Origin of the sequence: Desulfonatronum zhilinae (genome assembly GCF_900182865.1) — a bacterium.
Lineage (GTDB): Bacteria > Desulfobacterota > Desulfovibrionia > Desulfovibrionales > Desulfonatronaceae > Desulfonatronum > Desulfonatronum lacustre.
Genome location: NZ_FXUJ01000001.1, coordinates 14651 through 33673 on the forward strand (window position 1 = coordinate 14651; position 19023 = coordinate 33673).

Consider the following 19023-nt stretch of genomic DNA (forward strand, 5'->3'; position numbering starts at 1 on the left):
CCCGAAGGCATGAAGATGGAACAAGCTGCCGACTCTGTCCGACCTCGGAATTCATCTGAATGCACCCCACAAACTTCCGGGTCCCCACGGCGATGCTGTTGATCAAAGAAATGCGAGCCAATCACTTTCCGGCAAGGCAATCCTGAATCTGCAAAGCCACATGCCGACCTTGCTCATCCTCGCGCAGAGCCATCAAGAACAGGGCTTGGCCGTTGCTGCTGGCGGACCAGAGTTCACCAATACTTTGCTTTTCCCGAGCATTGTCCGCAGTGGCCAGATGTTCTCCTTTGTACTCCAGGACCAAGGTTCTTCCGTCCTTGAGCCGGGCCACGAAGTCCGGAAAAAAACGACCATGGGTCAGGGGCAGCCAGAAGGAGCCGGGTTGCCGGTCCACGTTGCGGACCCACCACTGTACGTCCGGATGGGCATCCAGGGTGACGGCGCAGTCGTATTCCTCCCCGCTGGGCTTCAAGTCCGGGATGTGCAGATAGAAATGCTTTTTAAAGCGATAGGTGCCCCGGTAGGCTGGAATGGATTCGGCATAACCGGACGCCGGGTAGGTGTGGGCAAAGGTAAAGCTGGTCTCTGTCCGGGCTTCGGGAGCAAACAGCAGACGCTGGTAGCCTTCGGCCAGGGCCCGCGCGCGGAGTCTTTCCAGCTTGGCCTTCAAGGCCGCCGCCAAGGAGAATTTGGCCCGCTGAAGCAAAACCAGCGTCATCTCGGGACGATCGAGAAGCGAGGTCACGCAACGTCGGCAAAACTCCAGCATGTCCACTTGGCGCACGTCGTCGCGCCGACATTTCCCGTCCAGCCAACGCACCAGGGCCAGTTCCTGAGAGCGTCCGGCGGCAACAGCGTTCGAGGCGAACAGTGATAGCTGGACCTGGGCCTCGGCCAGCTCGTAGCGCATCTTTTCTCCTTCCAGGTCGAAGATGAACGTCCGGGCCGTCTCGTCGTAGTCGAACTCTCCGGGTTCCATGCGCACCGGGTTTATCTTGTCCCTCTTTGCTCTTCTGTTTAACTCGCGCATTCAAGCTTCTTCTGAGTTTCCCGACGTCATAAGGCCGACAGCCCCCAGTTTTTCCGTGCGGGCTGGTCGAGCCGCAAGTTAGACATTCAGTTTTAGCTGTTGGTTTACCTGTTTCTGCCAATTGATCATTCATGACTTTTCTTGATTAATTGTGTAACGGAAACGGATATCCCAAGTGGTAGCAGTAGATCAGAAATAGTTACCTTCTGGCTCGAATGAAGTTTATCTGTGGTCTTGATTTCAATGAGCTTAATGCCGTACCCATCAGAAATAGCAAGGTCAGGCCAGCCGGCACGAAAGGTATAGGGGTCCCTTAGAAAAAATTCGGCAACCTTTGCCCAGCCACTACTCCCGAGCGAATTCCATATAGAAAGCAATCCATCACTGGACATTTCAGGATATAGAGTCGAATAAAGCTGTTGGCTCTGGATTTCTGCAAAGTGTCTGCGGATCACGTCAGTTGTTGCGCTTCGGATGGCTTCAATTATCTGTTTTGATTTGGATTGGAGTATAGCGCATTGTGCCTCAAAGTATCGAAGGCAGGCGTCAGTCCGATCATTAAAAGTATTCACGTTGGCGAGAAAATTTAGACTTGCACATTTCATCAGCATTAATGGTGCCGCGCCTTCGCAAAAGGTGCCTGAGAAGCCAAGACTTTCAAAATGGGCATAGGCTGCTGGTTCTGGCTTTAAAAAAGTTTTCTCTCCGAAAAGCCAAGTATCATGCGAACGCTGCATAGGTAGTTTAACAAATGGTATTCCAAGCGAATCGCATTGTTCTTGCAATGAAATAGTCAAGAATGGATCGCGATTATTCTTACCCTTGGTTGTAGGCACTTGTCACCTACCTATTAGGCGGAGGGGTTGTGCTCCACTACTACTCATCCCTGAAGACGCAATATTTCTGTAGTCAAGCACAATTAAATTGCGCTGTATTTTACCCATAAGTACTGTTGTTTCTATTATTTCTATCGATTCTGGCAACAAGCATATCTTTTCCTGGTGATTATCTGTCTGATTATCAGTCATTTTTTTAAGAACTCCATTTTTGATTAAGCTCTTGGTCGCATGATAAACTTCATGTCTTAAAAAAGGATGCAAATCAGACTGTTATTATGGCTTAAAATCCCAATTTCATTCACAAAATGGGCATTGTAAGTGTCTGGTTCCTCACGAAACGCCGACTCAACGTTGGTGCTTTTCTCAATTTTTTTTTTTTCAAACTGCCTTGAATTCCAGCTCCGTCTGAATGCTTTCCGCATATTCCTGATTCCCACGGCGATGCTGTCTGTCCAGTCCGGCTCCCGCCTTTCGACGCAGCCAAGTGCAATATCGACTCAAGATGCATAATCACGGGGCATAGTGGCTTCGTCCGTGCCCTCCAAGAGTTCGTGCAGATTTTCGCGGTTGATGAGTCGGCACTTCACAGGTTGACCCCAATACAGAGGTCTTCGGCAATGGCCCAGAGGGTCTTGCCCAGTTGGTTGAGTTGGTTTTGGTCACGACTTGCTCAATCTTCTCTATTAGTTTGAAGCGGCAGGGCTTTCGCGCTGGCCACCCTTGCCGTGGGTGATCAATTTCGTGACGCCGTGAAAATGATCCGAAGTCGCGTGGCCACTGGTCTCACAGAATTCCATGGCGCGCTGAATAGCCGTCTGGAACTTCTCCCAGCGGGCATAGCCTAGCAGAGCTTGTAGATCGCGAGCAAACCAGAATTCAATGCCCTCGGCATCAGCACGCTGTACAGCGGCTTCCAGATTATGTTGCAGGGGTTGCAGGTGGTTATCCATGATCAGGCCCTTTTGTTGCATCTATGATTTTGGTCCCAAAAAAGGCATCCTAAGGCAATTATTAGGCCTTGCAGAGACTATTTACTCAAACATTTCAGCATGATAGCCAGGTTCGACCCATAAGCGAAGCACAATCGTGCCTACCTGAAAGAAAATTAACATACAAGACCTGCCCCCTTTTCTTTTCCTTGACGTGACAGCTGTCAATGTATAGACATTATGTCCATGCGCATTGAGTGGGACGAGCAAAAACGAGAGGTTAACCGTGATAAGCACGGCCTGGATTTTGAAGACGCCCGGCATGTTTTGTCTCAGCCAATGCTTATCGTGGAAGATGACCGCAAGGATTACGGTGAGCAAAGGTTTCGCGGAATCGGGCCAATGAAGGATATTGTCGTTCTCATCGCCTTTACCGTCAGATCCGACGCCTTGCGCATCATCTCCATGCGACCGGCAAACAAAAAGGAGAAGATTGCCTATGCCTGCGCCCTTGAAGAGCGACCTTGAGCGGATCAGGAAAATGACAGACGCAGACATCGAGCTGGCCGCCCGGAATGACCAGGATGCGCCGCCCATGTCTGAGCAGGAATTGGCCAGAGCCAGGTTGATGAGTTTGGAAGATTTCCTGCCCAGCAGGAAGGAAAAAGTTTGCTTGCGGCTGGACCGGGATGTACTGGATTGGTTTCGCATGAATGGAGGCGGTTACCAGACCAAGATCAATGCCGCCCTGCGCGCCTATATCGCAGCCCATGAGAGCCATTCTCGGTTTGGGAACACCCCGTATGGAAAATGACGGCCAGTATATCTCTCTTTTCCATGACACATATGGAGTTTCGGCAGCATCGTGAAGCGAGTTGGGGTCGGACCGAGTCAATATACTGAATTTTCTGAAGTTACTTTCCAAAACAGACTGTTATTGTGGCTTAAAACCCCAATTTCATCCACAAAATGGGCATTGTAAGTGTCTGGTTCCTCACGAAACGCCGACTCAACGTTGGTGCTTTCGAGTTCGCGGCGAACATCCTGATTACCCTCACAGCGAACTGTCAAATATTTTTTGACAGTTGCCCTTGGCTCAAGTTCAGCTTCGTCGTATATAGTCTGGATATGGTGGCTGATGTTTTGTTTGCTGCTCTGAAACAGTTCGGCCCTCATCTGCTGCTGGGACTACCGACATCCTCCGTCACCTGATTGTCCGGCTTCCTTCTTCTGAATTTGTCAGCCGGACAAATTCAACACTTTTCCCCATGCGCCGATACGGCTCCAGATCCGTAAGCTCGTAATCATCCGGAGCCAGCACATCCCGCACGCCGAACTTTGCCATGTCTTCAACGGAAAGCAGAAAAAAACTCCTGACACCGTACTCCTCGTTCCCCACTCGGCAGATGTACTCGTCGACGCCGATTTTTTCAAAAAACCGAGCTTGATTGGCCTTGCTGTTCTCCATGTATTCGCGCGTCTGTTGGATGGCTTGCGCGAGCAGAGCTTCCAGGTCGAGTTTGCTTTTCGCCTGTTCATCAAGTTGATCGTAGGCTTGGATTATCTCTGCCCGCACATCCGCTTCGGACATTCCTTCCTTCTGCAACGCATTGCCATGCCACCCCACAATGGCGTTCGCGCGGATGATTTTGCGCCGCCCTGCCGTGAAGACGTAATTGGCGCAGGACGACATACACATCTTCTCGACCACGACATCCGCCTGATTGTCGAAGACCCATTCTCCCAGCCGCATGCCCGCATTGATTTCGCCGCCCCCGGAAGCGATGACCAGCGTCTCCACCACGCGCCCTTCAACCGAATCTAAAAATTTGGCCACATTCAGGTCGGTAATACTGCCGGCAAAGGTCGCTGTCGTCCCTTCCAAGCTGATAGAGGCTTCTTCCGCGGAAGGATCGTAAACCAATCCCCCGAAAACCTGGGTCTGACTGAGCGCGAATAAAATCAAGCTCATCGTCAAAATTCTTCTCATGGTTCACATTTCCTTCATGGGTTCAGTTCTTCTGCTTGGCTGCGCCGACTGGAAGATGACTGGTGCCGTGGCTTGCCCGCTGACTTGGGTCTCGACTTCCCTGACTCAGACTTTTTCCGCCGAATCGTCAACACGAAAAAACCACCGTCAATTCTGATTTCAGGTTCCGGAAGCCCGGCCTTCCTGCATCGCCGGATCATGTCGCGGATACCGGTTCCCATGCGTTCAACCCAAGTTGGCTGGGGCAGGTTTGCGTCAGCCCTGCCCGTGTGGAGTGTTGCGGATGTCTTCGGCAAGCTCGCGAATCCACGAGCGCGATCCGCGCAGGTCTTCGAAGGCAAAAGGGTTCAGGAACTGGCGGCCCCACATCATTTTTTCATCCATCACGCCGCAGCCCGCCTCGTCGCACACAGTCCGCCAATGGCTGCCGATGGCTTTGATCTGCCCTCCGATCAGATTACAGGCACTGGCCTCGGACAGCAGAAAAAGGTGCGCGGCATCCAGACAGAGGGAGAGCTTGCTCAGCCGTTGGTTGCCCTGAATGAGCATGGCTTGGGAAGCTTCCTGGCCCGTCCGGCCTTGAGGACAGATGTCGTAGGCCGGGGTGAGGGTAAGCATCCGGCCATCCCAGAAGGCTGAATGGTTGCGGGCGTGGTCGTCGGTATTGCCGACCAGGATGTTGAAGGTCAGTCGGCCGAAGAGTTCGCGCAAGGTTGTCGAGGCGTTCGTAAAACGGTGTCGGATCAGTTCGGCGAATTGCTCATAGGAGGCATACCGGGCCATCATCTCATCCAGTCCGAGCATGGTCAGGGCCGTGACCATGGCTTTGCGCCGCCAACCGTCGGGGCCAAATTCCCGGTCAAAGCGGTCAATGAGCAGGACGTCCTTGTTCGCGGCCCGGGTCATGCGCACCGCCGCGACGTCCAATCCGCAACAACGGGCCAGGCGCATGGCGATGAACTCGGCCTTGAGCATGGCGTATAGGTCCGTGGAAGAGGCGAACTTGGCGATGCGTTTTGCGTCCGCATCTTCCACCAGGGCCTTGGGACGCGCTCCGCCGATGGACGTGCCGTGGTGCAGGGCCTGGTCAAGGTCCGGGGTGAGGGCGAGGCCTTTTTCCACGCGTTCGGCAGCTTCCAGGAGTTCCTCCAGGGAAACCGCTCCGGAGGATCGAGGTTCAAACAACGTGGCCGAATGTTGAAAATCCAGCGCACCGATTCGGTCGGAGCCGGAGTGCAGCAGATAGGTCAGTTCATCCGCCTGTCCGGTATCCGTGGTCGTGCCGGACATCCCGAACAATCGCCCGAGAATGACCTTTCGCCCCCAGGCGTCCGGTGAGGCGTCACGGATGCAGCCGGGCATGCGCATGCCCGGACGCGGCGACAAGCGACCGGATTGCAGGGGCAGTTCCGGGGCGTAGAGAGAGATGGCATTTTCGCGAGCCAAGTAGCTCCGTCCGTAATTGAAGACCAGGGTTTCGCCCTGGACGCCGAGCCGTCCGGCGACCACGGGTTCCGTCTCGTCTGGAAGCCAGGTCCAGACAAAAGCTTCCGTGAACGTGCCGCGCCTAGAAATCGTCATGGACGTCACCTGACCCCAGGCGCACGGATTGCGGCAAGAGCGCGATCTTGGCCTCGATGTGCTCCCGCAGGTCATGCGGCGATTGGGACGTGTTCGCGAACAGAGAGACGCCGACCAAAGCCGCGACCTCGAACACGAGACCAATTTCACACTTCATGTCCCCGGATTCGATCTTGCGCAGCGTGGTCCGGGAAATCCCGGCCCGGTCCGCCAAATCCTTGGTCGGCATCCTGCGTTCAATCCGGTGCAGGCGGATCAGCCGTCCCAGGAGGCTCGCGGCTTCCTTACTATACAGCGAATAGGCCCTTGGAATCCGTCGCGTGCCTTGCGTGATCACTATACTGTCCCCAAAGCTTCTTTAAGAGCATTTTAATGCTCACTACCTGGGGCACTGCGTCCTGTCAAACCACGGCGCAATGGGGCGTGGCCTGCCGGGCTCACTCCACCCAATTATACGTCCGTTCCACGGCTTTCAACCAGCCTTTATACCCGGCCTCGCGGTCCGTCGCCGACATCCCGGGCTCCCAGACCTTGTCCACGGACCAGTTCCGGCACAGCTCCTCCTTGCTCTGCCAGTAGCCCACGGCCAGTCCGGCGGCGTAGGCCGCGCCCAGGCAGGTGGTTTCCGTGACCATGGGCCTGATCACCGGGACGTCCAGCACGTCGGCCTGGAACTGCATGAGCTGCTCGTTGGCGACCATGCCGCCGTCCACCTTGAGCTTTTTCAGGTCCACCCCGGAATCCTTGTTCATGGCCTGGACGATGTCCTTGGTCTGGTAGGCGCAGGCTTCGAGCACGGCCCGGGCCAGGTGATACTTGTTCACGTAGCGGGTCAGGCCGACGATCGCACCCCGGGCGTCGGGCCGCCAATAGGGCGCGAACAGGCCGGAAAAGGCCGGGACGATGTACACCCCGCCGTTGTCCACGGCGTGCTTGGCCAGGCGTTCGATATCCCGGGCCTGCTCGATCAACCCCAGATTGTCCCGGAACCACTGGACCAGCGACCCGGCCACGGCAATGGACCCTTCCAGGCAGTACACCGGCTTCTCCGCGCCGATCTGGTAGGCCAGGGTCGTCACCAGGCCATGCTGGGAGGGCACGGGGGTCTGCCCGGTGTTCAGCAGCAGGAAGCACCCCGTGCCGTAGGTGTTCTTGGCCTCGCCCACTTCAAAGCAGGCCTGCCCCACCAGGGCGGCCTGCTGATCCCCCAGGGCCCCGCAGACCGGCACCCTGTTCCCCAGCGGCCCGTCTTCCATGGTCGGCCCCCAGGATTCGGCCGCGCTGCTGGGCACGATCCGGGGCAGGCCCCGGCGGGGAATGCCCAGGACGGACAGGATTTCGTCGTCCCATTCCAGGGTGGCCAGGTCCATGAGCATGGTCCGGGAGGCATTGGTCACGTCGGTGACGTGCGCCCCTCCCATGGGCCCCCCGGTCAGCCACCAGATGATCCAGGTCTCCATGGTTCCGAACATGATCCGATCCCGATCCGCCGCCTCGCGGGCCTCGGGAACGTTGTCCAGGATCCACTTGATCTTCGGGCCGCTGAAATACGTGGCCACGGGCAAACCGGTCCTGCTCCGAAACCGGTCCACGCCGCCGTCCGCGGAGAGTTCCTTGCAGATCTCGTGCGACCTGGTGCACTGCCAGACAATGGCGTTGTAAAAGGGCTCGCCGGTTCGTCGGTCCCAGGCCACCACGGTTTCGCGTTGATTGGTGATGCCCAGGCCGGCCAGGTCCCTGCCCCGGATTCCGGCCTTGCGCAGCGCCCCGGCGATCACTTCCTGGGTGTTGGTCCAGATCTCCAGGGGATCATGCTCCACCCATCCCGGCTTGGGGAAGATCTGGGCGTGCTCCTTCTGATCCATGGCCACGATTTCCCCATTCCTGTTGAAAATGATGAACCTGGATGACGTGGTCCCCTGGTCCACGGCGCCGATGTACTTGCTCATTGCGGACTCCTCTTGCCGATGGCGGTGTTTGCTGTCACTGGTTGCCATTCGGAACTCATTTCTGGCGCGAAGGCCGCGTGCGCCAGACGCACCGACAACCAGGCAGTAACAATAAAGGGGCCGGGAGGATTCTCCCGGCCCCTTTATTTTACTCTCAAAATTCGGGCTATGCAGACCGGCTGGTTCGACGACTCAGACGCTCCGCAAGGTGGAGTTGGGTTCGATCACCGACCCGGCCTGTTGCGGGCCATAGGCCGAAACAACGGAGACGACCATCTCGCTTTCTTACGCAGCCCGTTGGTATTCGTACTTATTCATGCGCATTTCCAGGGTTTGCACCTGCTGCCGCAACACCGCATGCTCCGTTCTGCCGACGATGACTTGTTGCAAACCGTCGATCCGCTTGTTGGTTTCGTCCATGCGCAGCGTCAGATCGGTGCGGACCTGGTCGATACGTTCGGTCAATTCGGTGCGAACCATGTCTATACGTTCGGTCAGATCGGTGCGAACCATGTCGATACGCCCGGTCAATTCGGTGCGAACCTGGTCGATGCGTTTGTTGGTGTCATCAATACGCCGGCTCTGGTCGACCAAGACCTGGAACAGGTCGTCCAGGCGTTTATTGGTCATATCCATTTTTGATCGGAGTTCGGCGTTTTCCAGATGAATTTTTTCCAGTTCCGGAACGATCCATTCCTTGATCAATGAACGGAGGGCTTCTTTGACTTCCATGGCTGACCTCGCTTGAAGAGCTTGGTGAGGGAAAGAGTCACGATCGCCGACGAATGGCCTGGGCAAACGGCGGGGTGGCGCTTCCCCTCAGGACGGCTCCAGGGAAAATGCTCGATAATCACACAGCACGAACTGTTGAGAATTCCCCGCGCCATGTCAAGGGTCTTCTTTCCAAGGCCCCGTGCTCCAGAAACAAAGCCCCCGCCATGCATGGCGGGGGCTTTGTCGTTTTCAGCACGAGGAGAGCGTCTACTCCGCGCCCTGCTCCTGTTCGGAAGCTTCGGCCCGGATGACGTCCAGCAATTCGATCTCAAAGACCAGGGTGGAGTTGGGCTCGATCACCGGTCCGGCTTGTTGCGGGCCATAGGCCAGATCAGCGGGGATGACCACTTCCCATTTCGCGCCCTGGGGCATGAGCTGCAGGATTTCGGTCCAGCCGGGAATCACGCCCTGCAAGGGGAAGGTGGCCGGTTCGCCGCGGTCCACGGAACTGTCGAACACCGTTCCGTCCACCAGAGTACCGGTATAGTGCACCGTGACGATGTCCTCGGCCAGCGGGGTTTCTCCTTCGCCGTCCGCGATTACCCGGTACAGGATTCCGCTGTCCGTGGCCTGGACCCCGTCCCGCTCCCGGAACTCGGCCATGAAAGCCTCGCCCTTGGCGATGTTTTCCTCGGATTGCTTTTGAACCATCTCCATCTGCTTTTGCATCAGTTCCTGCTGCAAGGTCATCAGCACCTGCTGCTGCTCTTCCTGGGTCATCAGCGGTTCCCCGCCCAAACCCAATCCGTCGCGCAGTCCCTGGGCCAGCGCGTCCACGTCCACCTCAAGCTCGCCCATGGCGATATTGGTCCCGATATCCAGACCAATGGCGTAGCTGGTCTTTTGGACCTGTGTATCCAGGCTCCGCACCGCGGTGGGTTCGGAAGCGGTCTGGGGCGCAGAAGCCTGTTGCTGGCCGCAGCCCAGGATGACCAGAGTCAAACCAACACCAAGACAAGACGCGATTGTCGTTTTTCGGAAGCTCATGCAATCTCCTTGAATCAAAAGAAAGTTTAATGTTAAAATGCCAGTATAGGATAGCCGTTCCTGCTTGTCCATGAGACATCCATGAACTGAAGCGGGAAGCCGGCGGGGTTCCTTGGTGGCGCAACCATCGCCGACACCCTTCAAAATACGGCAATTATTGCAATAAACTAAGGCTTTCCTTGCAAATTCCATTGACAGCGCTGTTTTGTTCATGGCATTGGCTTCTTTGTTCCATTCAAGGATTCGATCTCTGGTCGAGGCGATTCCTTATCGGGAGCCGCTTTTACCGAAACGTCATTTCAGGGTCCATGGTCAACCTAAACGAGGCTTGATTTGGTCATGCCCCTCGACGTTCGCCCGACGTTCGCCCATGTCCGGAAGGTCCTCGGGAACTGTTTTTTTGCTGTATTATTCGACTCTGTTCGGTTCAAAACCCCCAATCAACATCAACGTGGAGGAATGCAATGCGTGCAAAAAATTGGACCAAGGCCGTCCTGGCCGCCTGTCTGCTGGTTCTCGTCTGTTCCCCGGCCTGGGCGCAGAAGATCAAGATCGCCGTGGCCGCTCCCCTGACCGGCCCCGCCGCGTCCTACGGCGAAAACATCAAGTCCGGCGTGGAGACCAAGGTTGAGGAAATCAACGCCGCCGGCGGCATCAACGGCGTGATGGTCGAAGTCGCCTATTTCGACGAACTGTGCGAACCCCGCGAAGCCGCGGTCGTTGCTCCGCGGATCGTCGGCGACAAGGACATCGTCGGCGTGGTCGGCCACGTCTGCTCCTCGGCCCACCTGGCCGCCCTGCCCACCTACGTGCGCATGGGCATGCCGGTGATTTCCCCCACGGCCACCAACGTGACCATCAGCCAGCAGAACAAGGACAACCAGGGCCGGGTCTGGTCCTTCCGCAACGTGTATCTGGACGACTACCAGGGCTACTTCCTGGCCCATTACGTCAAGGAGATCCTCGGCCTGGAGCGCATCGCCGTGTTCTATGAAAACAACGACTACGGCATCGGCCTGAAGAACGCCTTCGTGGCCGAAGCCAAGAACGTCGGCCTGGCCATCGTCGGCGAGGAAGGCTACGTCAAGGGCGCCACGGACTTCGCCCCGCAATTGACCCGCCTGCGCGGCGGCAATCCGGACGGCCTGTTCATCTCCGGCTATTACAATGAAGGCGCGCTCATCGCGGCCCAGGCCGAGAACCTGGGCATGAACGTGGCCAAGTTCGGCGCGGACGGTCTGGACAACGTGGATTACATCAATCTGGGAGGCGCGGCCGCCAACAACACCTACATGACCGTACCCTTCCTGGCCGAGGCCGCCCCGGAGCAGGCCCAGGACTTCATCAAGAAGTTCGAGGAAAAGTATCAGCGCGACCTGGACTGGATGAGCGCCAATGCCTATGACGCCGCCGGCAAGTTCGCCGCCGCCGTGGCCGCCGTGGGCACGGACCGGACCGCGATCCGCGACTACCTGGCCGGTATCAATTCCATGGAAAACGCCTACATCGGCATCACCGGAGCTACCTATTTCAGCGAAATCGGTGATCCGGAAAAGAGCGCCTTCGTGAAGATGGTCAAGGACGGCGCCTTCACCGCCGCCCCCAAGCAGATGCAATAAAGATCAAAATAACAACGAAACGGAAACAGGCCGGGCGCTCCCGGCCTGTTTCCGTTTCATCCAGCCCTTCCCCACCTCGCCGGCAGGAGTCCCACTTGCTTGAACAACAACTGATCAACGGTTTGACACTGGGCCTGATTTATGCCCTGATCGCCGTAGGCTACACCATGGTCTACGGAGTGATTCAGCTCATCAATTTCGCCCACGGTGAAATCTACATGCTCGGGGCCTTTTTCTGCGTGACCTTCATTACCGCGGCGGGCCTGCCTTTTTACGCGGCCATTCTGATGGCCATTGTCTGCTGCATGCTTTGCGGCATCCTGCTGGACATCATCGCCTACCGCCCCTTGCGCAAAGCCCCGCGCCTGGCCGCGCTGATCACGGCCATCGGAATGTCCATCTTTCTCCAAAATGTGGCCCTGATCATCTGGGGCAGCCGTTCCCGGCCCTTTCCGCAGTCGGCCCTGCCGCCCTTTTTCCGGGAAAAGGCCCTGGTCATGGGCGACGTCAGCCTGACCTGGCTGCAACTGTTCATCTTCGCCGTGGCCATCATCATGATGATCGGTCTGTATTTGACCATCAACAAGACCCGGATCGGCACGGCCATGCGCGCCCTGGCCCAGAACAAGACCGCCGCGTCCCTGATGGGCATCAACGTCAACTACGTCATCTCCTTCACCTTTGCCCTGGGTTCGGCCATGGGAGCGGTGGCCGGGATTCTCGTCTCGGTCTACTACAACACCCTGTACCCGACCATGGGCTACACCGCCGGGGTCAAGGCCTTTGCCGCGGCCGTGCTCGGCGGCATCGGCTCGGTTCCAGGGGCCATGGTCGGCGGGGTGGTCCTGGGCGTGGCCGAGGCCTTGGGCGCGGGTTACGTCTCGTCTCTGTACCGTGATGGAGTGGCCTACGCGGTGATGATCGCCGTGATCATCTTCCGGCCTTCGGGCATTTTGGGACGATCCGTGGTGGACAAGGCGTAACGTTGAAAAACTCCCAATTGCTGCGTCGCTGCAAAGAGTTCAAACGCTCACGTATCAGTAAATACGCTTCGACCTTTCACTTTGCTTGCTCCTTGCACTTGTGGTTTTTGGACGAACTGTCGACTTTAGGACTTTCAACACTCAGGTAATCCTTATCAAGATGCTTCTCGTCGTCAACAACGCACCTCATATACAGCTAATATTTCGGGGAATTTCGTGAATATCGGAAAATCACTCACCCTTCTGATCGTCGCCGCGGCGCTGACCTATCCTCTGGTGCCGCAATCCAGCGACTACATCATCCACGTGATGACCCTGGCCATGGTGTACATGATCCTGGCCATGGGTCTGAACATCGTGCCCGGATTCTGCGGCCTGCTGGACCTGGGCTACGTCGGCTTTTACGGCATCGGGGCCTATACCGCCGGCCTGCTGACCATTCACTACGACATGTCCTTCTGGGTGATCGTGCCCTTGGCCGCCCTGAACGGAGCCTTGTGGGGCGCGTTGCTCGGCGCGCCGACCCTGCGTCTGACCGGGGACTACTTCGCCATCGTCACCTTCGGATTTTCCGAACTGGTGGTGCTCTTTCTGACCAATGAAATCTGGCTGACCCGCGGCCCCCTGGGGCTGCCCGGCATCCAGCCCATCACCGTGAACCTGACCTGGCTCAACGAGACCTGGTATTTTCAGTTCTACGACAAGACCCCCAACTTCTACGTCGTGGCCCTGTTGGTGGGTCTGGTCTTCTTCATCATGCGCCGAATGGAGGACTCCCGCCTGGGCCGGGCCTGGTACGCCATCCGGGAAGACCCCCTGGCCGCGGCCAGTTGCGGAGTGAACATCCTCAATTACAAAGTCATCGCCTTTGCCATTTCCGCGGCCATCGGCGCGGTGGGCGGCTGTTTCTACGCCCGTTGGTCCATGTTTCTCTCCCCGGACATGTTCAAATTCTGGGAATCCTTTCTGGTCCTGTGCATGGTCGTGTTGGGCGGCTTGGGCAACATCAAGGGCGCGCTGATCGGCGCGGTGATCCTGGTCTGCCTGGGCGAGGTGCTCCGGGAAGTACTCACTTCCTTCGGCCTGCCCCCGGAGACCCGGTTCATGGCCTACGGCTTGATCATGGTCCTGATCATGCGCTTCAAGCCGGCCGGCTTTTTTCCGGCCATCGCCTCCAGCGGCCGATCAAACCCACTGCTGCTCGACCTGCAAAAGCGCTTGACCGCCCGAAACGCTCCCAAGGAAGAACCCCGTGACGCCGCTGCTTGAAATCGACGGAATCAGCAAACGTTTCGGCGGGCTTCTGGCCCTGACCGACGTCTCGTTCAACGTGATCGAAGGTGAGATCCTCGGCCTGATCGGTCCCAACGGGGCCGGAAAGACGACCATGTTCAACTGCATCGCCGGAGTGTACAAGCCCACGTCCGGCAATCTGGTCTTCACCCGGGACGGAAAATCCCTGCGCACCAACGGCCGCAAGCCTGAAAAGATGACGGAGTTGGGCATTGCCCGCACCTTCCAGAACATCCGTCTGTTCAGCGCCCTGACCGTCCTGGACAACGTGCGCATCGCCCGCCACTGCCGGACCACGTCCAACTTTTTTCGCTCCGTATTGCGCACGAAATTTCAACGGGCCGAAGAGAAGGACATCGTCGACGCATCCATGCGCTGGCTGGATTTCGTCGGCTTGGGCCATCAAGCCCTGGCCGACGCCAGCAGCTTGTCCTACGGGGATCAGCGCCGCCTGGAGATCGCTCGGGCCTTGGCCACGGAGCCGAAGCTGCTCCTGCTGGATGAACCGGCCGCGGGCATGAACCCCAGGGAAACCCGGATGCTCGTGGATCTGATCCACGCCATTCTGGACGCCGGGGTCTCCGTGATGCTCATTGAGCACGACATGAAACTGGTGATGAGCATCTGCAAACGACTGGTGGTCCTGGATCACGGCACACTGATCGCCGAGGGCGGCCCCAAGGAAGTCCGGGAAAATCCCCAGGTCATCGAGGCGTATCTGGGAAGGGGGGCGGCCCATGCTTGAGTTGCGGGACGTACAGGCCTACTATGGCAACATCCAGGCCTTGAAGGGCATCAGCCTGAATGTCCGGGCCGGCGAGATCGTCACCCTGGTCGGGTCCAACGGCGCGGGAAAGTCCACCACCCTGATGACCATCTCCTCGGTGGTGCCCGTGCGCTCCGGAAGCATCACCTTCCTGGGCAAGGACATCACCAAGACGGCCACGGACAAAGTCGTGGCCATGGGCATCACCCAGGTTCCGGAAGGCAGAATGATCTTTCCGGCTTTGACGGTGCTGGAAAATCTGCGGATGGGCGGTTATCTGCGCAAGGACAAGGCCGGATTGAAAGAGGACGAGGAGCGGGCTTTCGAAATGTTTCCGATCCTCAAGGAACGTCGCAAGCAATATGGAGGCACGCTTTCCGGAGGCGAGCAGCAGATGCTGGCCATCGGCCGTGCCTTGATGGCCCGGCCCAAGCTGCTCCTGCTGGACGAACCATCCCTGGGACTGGCGCCCATCGTGGTGGAAAACATCTTCGAGGTCATTGTCCAGATCAACAAGGAAGGCACCACGGTCCTCCTGGTGGAACAAAACGCCCAAATGGCCCTCCAGATCGCCCACCGCGGCTACGTCCTGGAAACCGGCCTGGTCACCATGTCCGGAAAAGCCTCGGATCTGTTGGAAGATCCCAAGGTTCAGGCCGCTTATCTTGGTATGGATTGAGAACTTATTATATGCAACAACTAGGTTGGCAATCATGGAAGACACGATCCTGGATGTGAAAGAAGCGTTGCACATCATTGCGGAACAACTTCCAGATGATGCGTCCTGGAATGACGCTCTAGACCGCATTCGTTTTCGCATGGCGATCGCAGAAGGGAAAAGAGCTGCAATTTCTGGAGAATTTGCTACAGATGAGGAAGTCCGTAGAGTTTTTGCAAAATATGGGGTTGAATGTTGATCCTTCGATGGACACTGATAGCTCTAGCAGATTTTGAGCATGCACACGACTATGTAGCGCAAGACAACTCTGAATCCGCGAGACGCATTGCGCAACGCATAATGGATGCGACAAAAAAAATATTACGTTTTCCACGAATAGGTCGAGTTGGCGAAGACGAAGAAACACGTGAATATCTGGTTCCCAAAACACCCTATATGCTCATTTATTCTATCAATGGCGACACTATAGAGCTTCTTCGGGTTTGGCATATGTCACAAAAATCAAAGGACTTCCAGCATCCGCCGCTTGACTCAAAAAGAACGAATCCTCCAAAATCATGACTCAATAACTCAAGGAAATCTCTTCCATGCATCATGAATCAGAAATCCCTTTCGGACTGACCTTTGACGACGTTTTGCTTGTCCCGAGCTATTCGGAAATTTTACCGGACAAGGCGGATGTGCGGACCCGGATCACGCCGGAGATCGAGTTGAATATTCCGTTGGTCAGCGCGGCCATGGACACGGTCACGGACGCGCGGATGGCCATTTCCATGGCCCGGGCCGGAGGCATGGGGATCATTCACAAGAACATGCCCATCGAGCGTCAAAAGATCGAGGTGGAAAAGGTCAAGAAGTCCGAGAGCGGGATGATCATCGACCCGGTGACCATCCATCCGGACGACAGCGTGGCCAAGGTCCTGGAAATGATGGCCGACTACCGGATCTCCGGCCTGCCCGTGGTGGAAAACGACCACCTGGTGGGCATCGTCACCAACCGGGACGTGCGCTTTGTCACGGACATGGAGATCAAGGCGCGGGAGATCATGACCAGCGAGAATCTGGTCACCGTGCCCGTGGGCACGACCCTGGACCAAGCCAAGAACCTGTTGCACGAAAATCGGATCGAAAAACTGCTGGTGGTGGACCACAATCAGAAACTGCGCGGTCTGATCACCATCAAGGACATCGAAAAAGTCAAGAAGTATCCCAACTCCTGCAAGGATTCCGTGGGGCGGCTGCGTGTTGGCTGCGCCGTGGGCGTGGGCGCGGACGGCGAGGCCCGGGTGGCTGCCCTGCTGCAATCCGGGGCTGACTTGTTCGTCGTGGACTCGGCCCATGGGCATACGAAGAACATCCTGGAAGCCGTCCGGAGGATCAAGGGCAGCTTTCCCCATTGCCAGCTGGTTGCCGGAAACGTAGCCACCTACGAGGGCGCCCGGGACCTGATCCGGGCCGGCGCGGACGCGGTCAAAGTGGGCATCGGCCCGGGCTCCATCTGCACCACCCGGATCGTGGCCGGGGTGGGCGTGCCTCAGGTTACGGCGATCATGGAAGCGGTCCGGGCCTGCCGCGAGGCGGACAAATGTCTGGTCGCGGACGGCGGGATCAAATTTTCCGGCGACGTGGTCAAGGCCATCGCCGCGGGCGGGGACTGCGTGATGATCGGTAGCCTGTTCGCCGGAACCGAGGAAAGCCCCGGAGAAACCATTCTGTACCAGGGCCGTTCCTATAAAATCTACCGGGGCATGGGTTCCATCGACGCCATGCGGGACGGCAGTTGCGACCGCTATTTCCAAGAAAAATCCTCCAAACTGGTTCCCGAGGGAATTGTCGGCCGGGTGCCCTTCAAGGGGCCGGTCACGGAAAGTATCTACCAACTCGTGGGCGGCCTGCGCTCCGGCATGGGCTACCTGGGCAGCCCGGACCTGAAGGCCCTCCAAACCCAAGCCAAGTTCATGCGCATTTCCCCGGCCGGGCTGCGGGAAAGCCATGTCCACGACGTCATCATCACCAAGGAAGCCCCCAACTACCGCGTGGAGAATTTTTCATGATCGATACCGACAAGGTCGTCATCCTGGACTATGGTTCCCAGTACACCCAGTTGATCGCCCGCCGGGTGCGCGAGGCCGGAGTCTATTCCGAGATCCACCCCTGCACCATCACCACCGAAGAACTGCGCGCCCTGAACCCCAAGGCGCTGATTCTCTCCGGCGGCCCGGCCAGCGTGATCAACAACGAAGCCCCATCCCTGGACCCGTCAATCCTGAACTGGGGGCTGCCCATTCTCGGGATCTGCTACGGCATGCAGCTTCTGGCGCACATCGGCGGCGGCAAGGTTGTGCCGTCCCAAGACAGGGAATACGGCCGAGCCGAGTTGTTTCTCACCGCGGACTGTCCGCTTTGGGACGGACTGACGATCACGGAAGGCCTCAAGGTCTGGATGTCCCACGGAGACAAGGTCCTGACCCCGCCGCCGGGATTCACCCCCCTGGCCCGGACCAGTCGGGTGGACGTGGCGGCCATGGCCGACGTTTCCCGCAAGATCTACGCCCTGCAGTTCCATCCGGAAGTCGTTCACACCGAGGACGGCGACACGATCCTGCGCAATTTCCTGTTCCGGGTGGCCGGCCTGAACCCGACCTGGAACATGGCCTCCTTTCTGGAAGAAAACCTGGCCCGACTGCGCGATCAAATCGGTGACCAGGAACAGGTAATTTGCGCGCTGAGCGGCGGCGTGGATTCAACCGTGGTGGCCGTGATGCTGCACAAGGCCATCGGACGCCGACTGCACTGCGTCCTGGTGGACAACGGCCTGCTGCGCCAGGGCGAGGGCGAGGAAATCGTGGCGTATCTGCGCCAACATTTCGATCTGAACCTGCACTACGCCCAGTCCCAGGATATGTTCCTTTCCCGGCTCAAGGACGTGGAAGACCCGGAGCAGAAACGCAAGATCATCGGCCACACCTTCATCGAAGTTTTTGAACAGGAAGCCAAATCCCTCACCGGCATCAAGTACCTGGCCCAAGGTACCCTGTACCCGGACGTCATTGAAAGCATCTCCTTCAAGGGGCCTTCCGCGGTGATCAAAAGTCACCACAATGTCGGTGGGCTGCCGGAGATAATGAACCTGTCCCTGATCGAACCTTTGCGGGAGTTGTTCAAGGACGAGGTGCGCAAGGTTGCCGTGGAACTCGGCCTGCCGGATTTTATTGTTTGGCGGCACCCGTTCCCGGGCCCGGGGCTGGCCATCCGCATCCTGGGAGAAGTCACCCCGGAACGGCTGCACATCCTGCGGCAGGCCGACAAAATCGTGCACACGGAACTCATGGCCGCGGGTTGGTACTACAAGGTCTGGCAAGGCTTCGCCGTGCTTCTGCCCCTGAAGACCGTCGGCGTGATGGGTGACGAGCGGACCTACGAGCACGTCATCGCCCTGCGCATCGTGGACAGCATCGACGCCATGACCGCGGACTGGTCCCGAGTGCCCTCGGAAATCCTGGGCCAGATATCCAACCGGATCATCAATGAAGTCAAAGGAGTGAACAGGGTTGTCCTGGACATCTCCTCCAAACCGCCCAGCACGATTGAGTGGGAGTAGGCA

General features: G+C 57.6%; 22 protein-coding genes. 11 read left to right on the forward strand and 11 right to left on the reverse strand.

Going from position 1 to position 19023, the window contains the following annotated elements:
* Positions 1-121 precede the first annotated feature (121 nt).
* The 3 genes from AC559A_RS00065 to AC559A_RS00075 form a co-directional block, all read right to left on the reverse strand.
* Positions 122-985, reverse strand: coding sequence for a hypothetical protein (locus AC559A_RS00065; RefSeq protein ID WP_498815425.1), 864 nt, complete (start codon positions 983-985; stop codon positions 122-124).
* 170 nt (positions 986-1155) lie between these two features.
* Entirely contained in the window at positions 1156-1866 is a 711-nt protein-coding gene (locus AC559A_RS00070; protein WP_498815427.1) for a VRR-NUC domain-containing protein, read from the reverse strand.
* A 686-nt stretch (positions 1867-2552) separates the two neighbouring features.
* Positions 2553-2840, reverse strand: coding sequence for a hypothetical protein (locus AC559A_RS00075; RefSeq protein ID WP_498815429.1), 288 nt, complete (start codon positions 2838-2840; stop codon positions 2553-2555).
* Positions 2841-3044: 204 nt separating this feature from the next.
* Between AC559A_RS00075 and AC559A_RS00080 the strand changes: the two genes are divergently transcribed.
* Both AC559A_RS00080 and AC559A_RS00085 read left to right on the forward strand, forming a co-directional pair.
* Complete coding sequence (locus AC559A_RS00080) at positions 3045-3326, forward strand: BrnT family toxin (protein ID WP_498815430.1); 282 nt, start codon at positions 3045-3047, stop codon at positions 3324-3326.
* Between the two features lie 13 nt (positions 3327-3339).
* Entirely contained in the window at positions 3340-3612 is a 273-nt protein-coding gene (locus AC559A_RS00085; RefSeq protein ID WP_498815432.1) for a BrnA antitoxin family protein, read from the forward strand.
* Positions 3613-3689: 77 nt separating this feature from the next.
* Here AC559A_RS00085 and AC559A_RS00090 read toward each other — a convergent pair whose 3' ends face one another.
* The 8 genes from AC559A_RS00090 to bamJ form a co-directional block, all read right to left on the reverse strand.
* The gene (locus AC559A_RS00090; protein WP_498815434.1) at positions 3690-3974 is read right to left on the reverse strand and encodes a virulence RhuM family protein; all 285 of its coding nucleotides are present in this window, start codon (positions 3972-3974) and stop codon (positions 3690-3692) included.
* 28 nt (positions 3975-4002) lie between these two features.
* Complete coding sequence (locus tag AC559A_RS00095) at positions 4003-4788, reverse strand: hypothetical protein (RefSeq protein ID WP_498815435.1); 786 nt, start codon at positions 4786-4788, stop codon at positions 4003-4005.
* Positions 4789-4802: 14 nt separating this feature from the next.
* Positions 4803-5129 (reverse strand): ATP-binding protein, encoded by a 327-nt coding sequence (locus AC559A_RS00100; protein ID WP_498815437.1) that lies wholly within the window; start codon positions 5127-5129, stop codon positions 4803-4805.
* Complete coding sequence (locus tag AC559A_RS00105; RefSeq protein WP_498815439.1) at positions 5044-6369, reverse strand: type II toxin-antitoxin system HipA family toxin; 1326 nt, start codon at positions 6367-6369, stop codon at positions 5044-5046. The genes AC559A_RS00100 and AC559A_RS00105 overlap by 86 nt, the downstream gene beginning before the upstream one ends.
* Positions 6356-6706: a helix-turn-helix transcriptional regulator gene (locus AC559A_RS00110; RefSeq protein ID WP_498815441.1), complete on the reverse strand. Its 351-nt coding sequence runs from the start codon at positions 6704-6706 to the stop codon at positions 6356-6358. Before AC559A_RS00110 ends, AC559A_RS00105 begins: the two co-directional genes overlap by 14 nt.
* A gap of 100 nt (positions 6707-6806) precedes the next feature.
* On the reverse strand, positions 6807-8318 hold the full coding sequence (glpK, locus tag AC559A_RS00115; protein ID WP_498815443.1) for a glycerol kinase GlpK: 1512 nt from the start codon (positions 8316-8318) through the stop codon (positions 6807-6809).
* Between the two features lie 285 nt (positions 8319-8603).
* The gene (locus tag AC559A_RS00120; RefSeq protein ID WP_498815445.1) at positions 8604-9050 is read right to left on the reverse strand and encodes a hypothetical protein; all 447 of its coding nucleotides are present in this window, start codon (positions 9048-9050) and stop codon (positions 8604-8606) included.
* A gap of 249 nt (positions 9051-9299) precedes the next feature.
* Positions 9300-10079 (reverse strand): BamJ family beta-barrel-assembly machinery protein, encoded by a 780-nt coding sequence (gene bamJ, locus AC559A_RS00125; protein WP_498815447.1) that lies wholly within the window; start codon positions 10077-10079, stop codon positions 9300-9302.
* Positions 10080-10543: 464 nt separating this feature from the next.
* On the opposite strand from bamJ, the gene AC559A_RS00130 reads away from it, so the two are divergent.
* From AC559A_RS00130 to guaA, 9 genes are all read left to right on the forward strand, one after another.
* Entirely contained in the window at positions 10544-11698 is a 1155-nt protein-coding gene (locus AC559A_RS00130; RefSeq protein ID WP_028572880.1) for an ABC transporter substrate-binding protein, read from the forward strand.
* A gap of 95 nt (positions 11699-11793) precedes the next feature.
* Positions 11794-12681, forward strand: a complete 888-nt coding sequence (locus tag AC559A_RS00135; protein ID WP_498815448.1) for a branched-chain amino acid ABC transporter permease — start codon at positions 11794-11796, stop codon at positions 12679-12681.
* 216 nt (positions 12682-12897) lie between these two features.
* A complete protein-coding gene (locus AC559A_RS00140) occupies positions 12898-13950 on the forward strand; it encodes a branched-chain amino acid ABC transporter permease (RefSeq protein WP_498815450.1) in 1053 nt (350 codons plus the stop codon).
* Entirely contained in the window at positions 13934-14719 is a 786-nt protein-coding gene (locus AC559A_RS00145; protein WP_028572882.1) for an ABC transporter ATP-binding protein, read from the forward strand. Before AC559A_RS00140 ends, AC559A_RS00145 begins: the two co-directional genes overlap by 17 nt.
* A complete protein-coding gene (locus tag AC559A_RS00150; protein ID WP_028572883.1) occupies positions 14712-15419 on the forward strand; it encodes an ABC transporter ATP-binding protein in 708 nt (235 codons plus the stop codon). The genes AC559A_RS00145 and AC559A_RS00150 overlap by 8 nt, the downstream gene beginning before the upstream one ends.
* A gap of 34 nt (positions 15420-15453) precedes the next feature.
* Positions 15454-15657: a hypothetical protein gene (locus tag AC559A_RS00155; RefSeq protein ID WP_035261844.1), complete on the forward strand. Its 204-nt coding sequence runs from the start codon at positions 15454-15456 to the stop codon at positions 15655-15657.
* Positions 15651-15980, forward strand: a complete 330-nt coding sequence (locus tag AC559A_RS00160) for a type II toxin-antitoxin system RelE/ParE family toxin (RefSeq protein ID WP_084032076.1) — start codon at positions 15651-15653, stop codon at positions 15978-15980. The genes AC559A_RS00155 and AC559A_RS00160 overlap by 7 nt, the downstream gene beginning before the upstream one ends.
* Positions 15981-16006: 26 nt before the next feature.
* Positions 16007-17473: an IMP dehydrogenase gene (gene guaB / locus AC559A_RS00165; RefSeq protein WP_028572885.1), complete on the forward strand. Its 1467-nt coding sequence runs from the start codon at positions 16007-16009 to the stop codon at positions 17471-17473.
* On the forward strand, positions 17470-19020 hold the full coding sequence (gene guaA, locus AC559A_RS00170; RefSeq protein WP_028572886.1) for a glutamine-hydrolyzing GMP synthase: 1551 nt from the start codon (positions 17470-17472) through the stop codon (positions 19018-19020). Before guaB ends, guaA begins: the two co-directional genes overlap by 4 nt.
* The last annotated feature ends 3 nt before the right edge of the window (positions 19021-19023 follow it).

What these genes read in the sequence shown, in the direction of transcription:
- AC559A_RS00080 (WP_498815430.1), top strand. Translation starts at nt 3,045, where the DNA reads ATGCGCATTGAGTGGGACGAGCAAAAACGAGAGGTTAACCGTGATAAG.
- AC559A_RS00160 (WP_084032076.1), top strand. Translation starts at nt 15,651, where the DNA reads ATGTTGATCCTTCGATGGACACTGATAGCTCTAGCAGATTTTGAGCAT.
- glpK (WP_498815443.1), bottom strand. Translation starts at nt 8,318, where the DNA reads ATGAGCAAGTACATCGGCGCCGTGGACCAGGGGACCACGTCATCCAGG.
- guaA (WP_028572886.1), top strand. Translation starts at nt 17,470, where the DNA reads ATGATCGATACCGACAAGGTCGTCATCCTGGACTATGGTTCCCAGTAC.
- AC559A_RS00155 (WP_035261844.1), top strand. Translation starts at nt 15,454, where the DNA reads ATGGAAGACACGATCCTGGATGTGAAAGAAGCGTTGCACATCATTGCG.
- AC559A_RS00130 (WP_028572880.1), top strand. Translation starts at nt 10,544, where the DNA reads ATGCGTGCAAAAAATTGGACCAAGGCCGTCCTGGCCGCCTGTCTGCTG.
- AC559A_RS00090 (WP_498815434.1), bottom strand. Translation starts at nt 3,974, where the DNA reads ATGAGGGCCGAACTGTTTCAGAGCAGCAAACAAAACATCAGCCACCAT.
- bamJ (WP_498815447.1), bottom strand. Translation starts at nt 10,079, where the DNA reads ATGAGCTTCCGAAAAACGACAATCGCGTCTTGTCTTGGTGTTGGTTTG.
- AC559A_RS00105 (WP_498815439.1), bottom strand. Translation starts at nt 6,369, where the DNA reads ATGACGATTTCTAGGCGCGGCACGTTCACGGAAGCTTTTGTCTGGACC.
- AC559A_RS00085 (WP_498815432.1), top strand. Translation starts at nt 3,340, where the DNA reads ATGACAGACGCAGACATCGAGCTGGCCGCCCGGAATGACCAGGATGCG.
- guaB (WP_028572885.1), top strand. Translation starts at nt 16,007, where the DNA reads ATGCATCATGAATCAGAAATCCCTTTCGGACTGACCTTTGACGACGTT.
- AC559A_RS00075 (WP_498815429.1), bottom strand. Translation starts at nt 2,840, where the DNA reads ATGCAACAAAAGGGCCTGATCATGGATAACCACCTGCAACCCCTGCAA.
- AC559A_RS00150 (WP_028572883.1), top strand. Translation starts at nt 14,712, where the DNA reads ATGCTTGAGTTGCGGGACGTACAGGCCTACTATGGCAACATCCAGGCC.
- AC559A_RS00120 (WP_498815445.1), bottom strand. Translation starts at nt 9,050, where the DNA reads ATGGAAGTCAAAGAAGCCCTCCGTTCATTGATCAAGGAATGGATCGTT.
- AC559A_RS00095 (WP_498815435.1), bottom strand. Translation starts at nt 4,788, where the DNA reads ATGAGAAGAATTTTGACGATGAGCTTGATTTTATTCGCGCTCAGTCAG.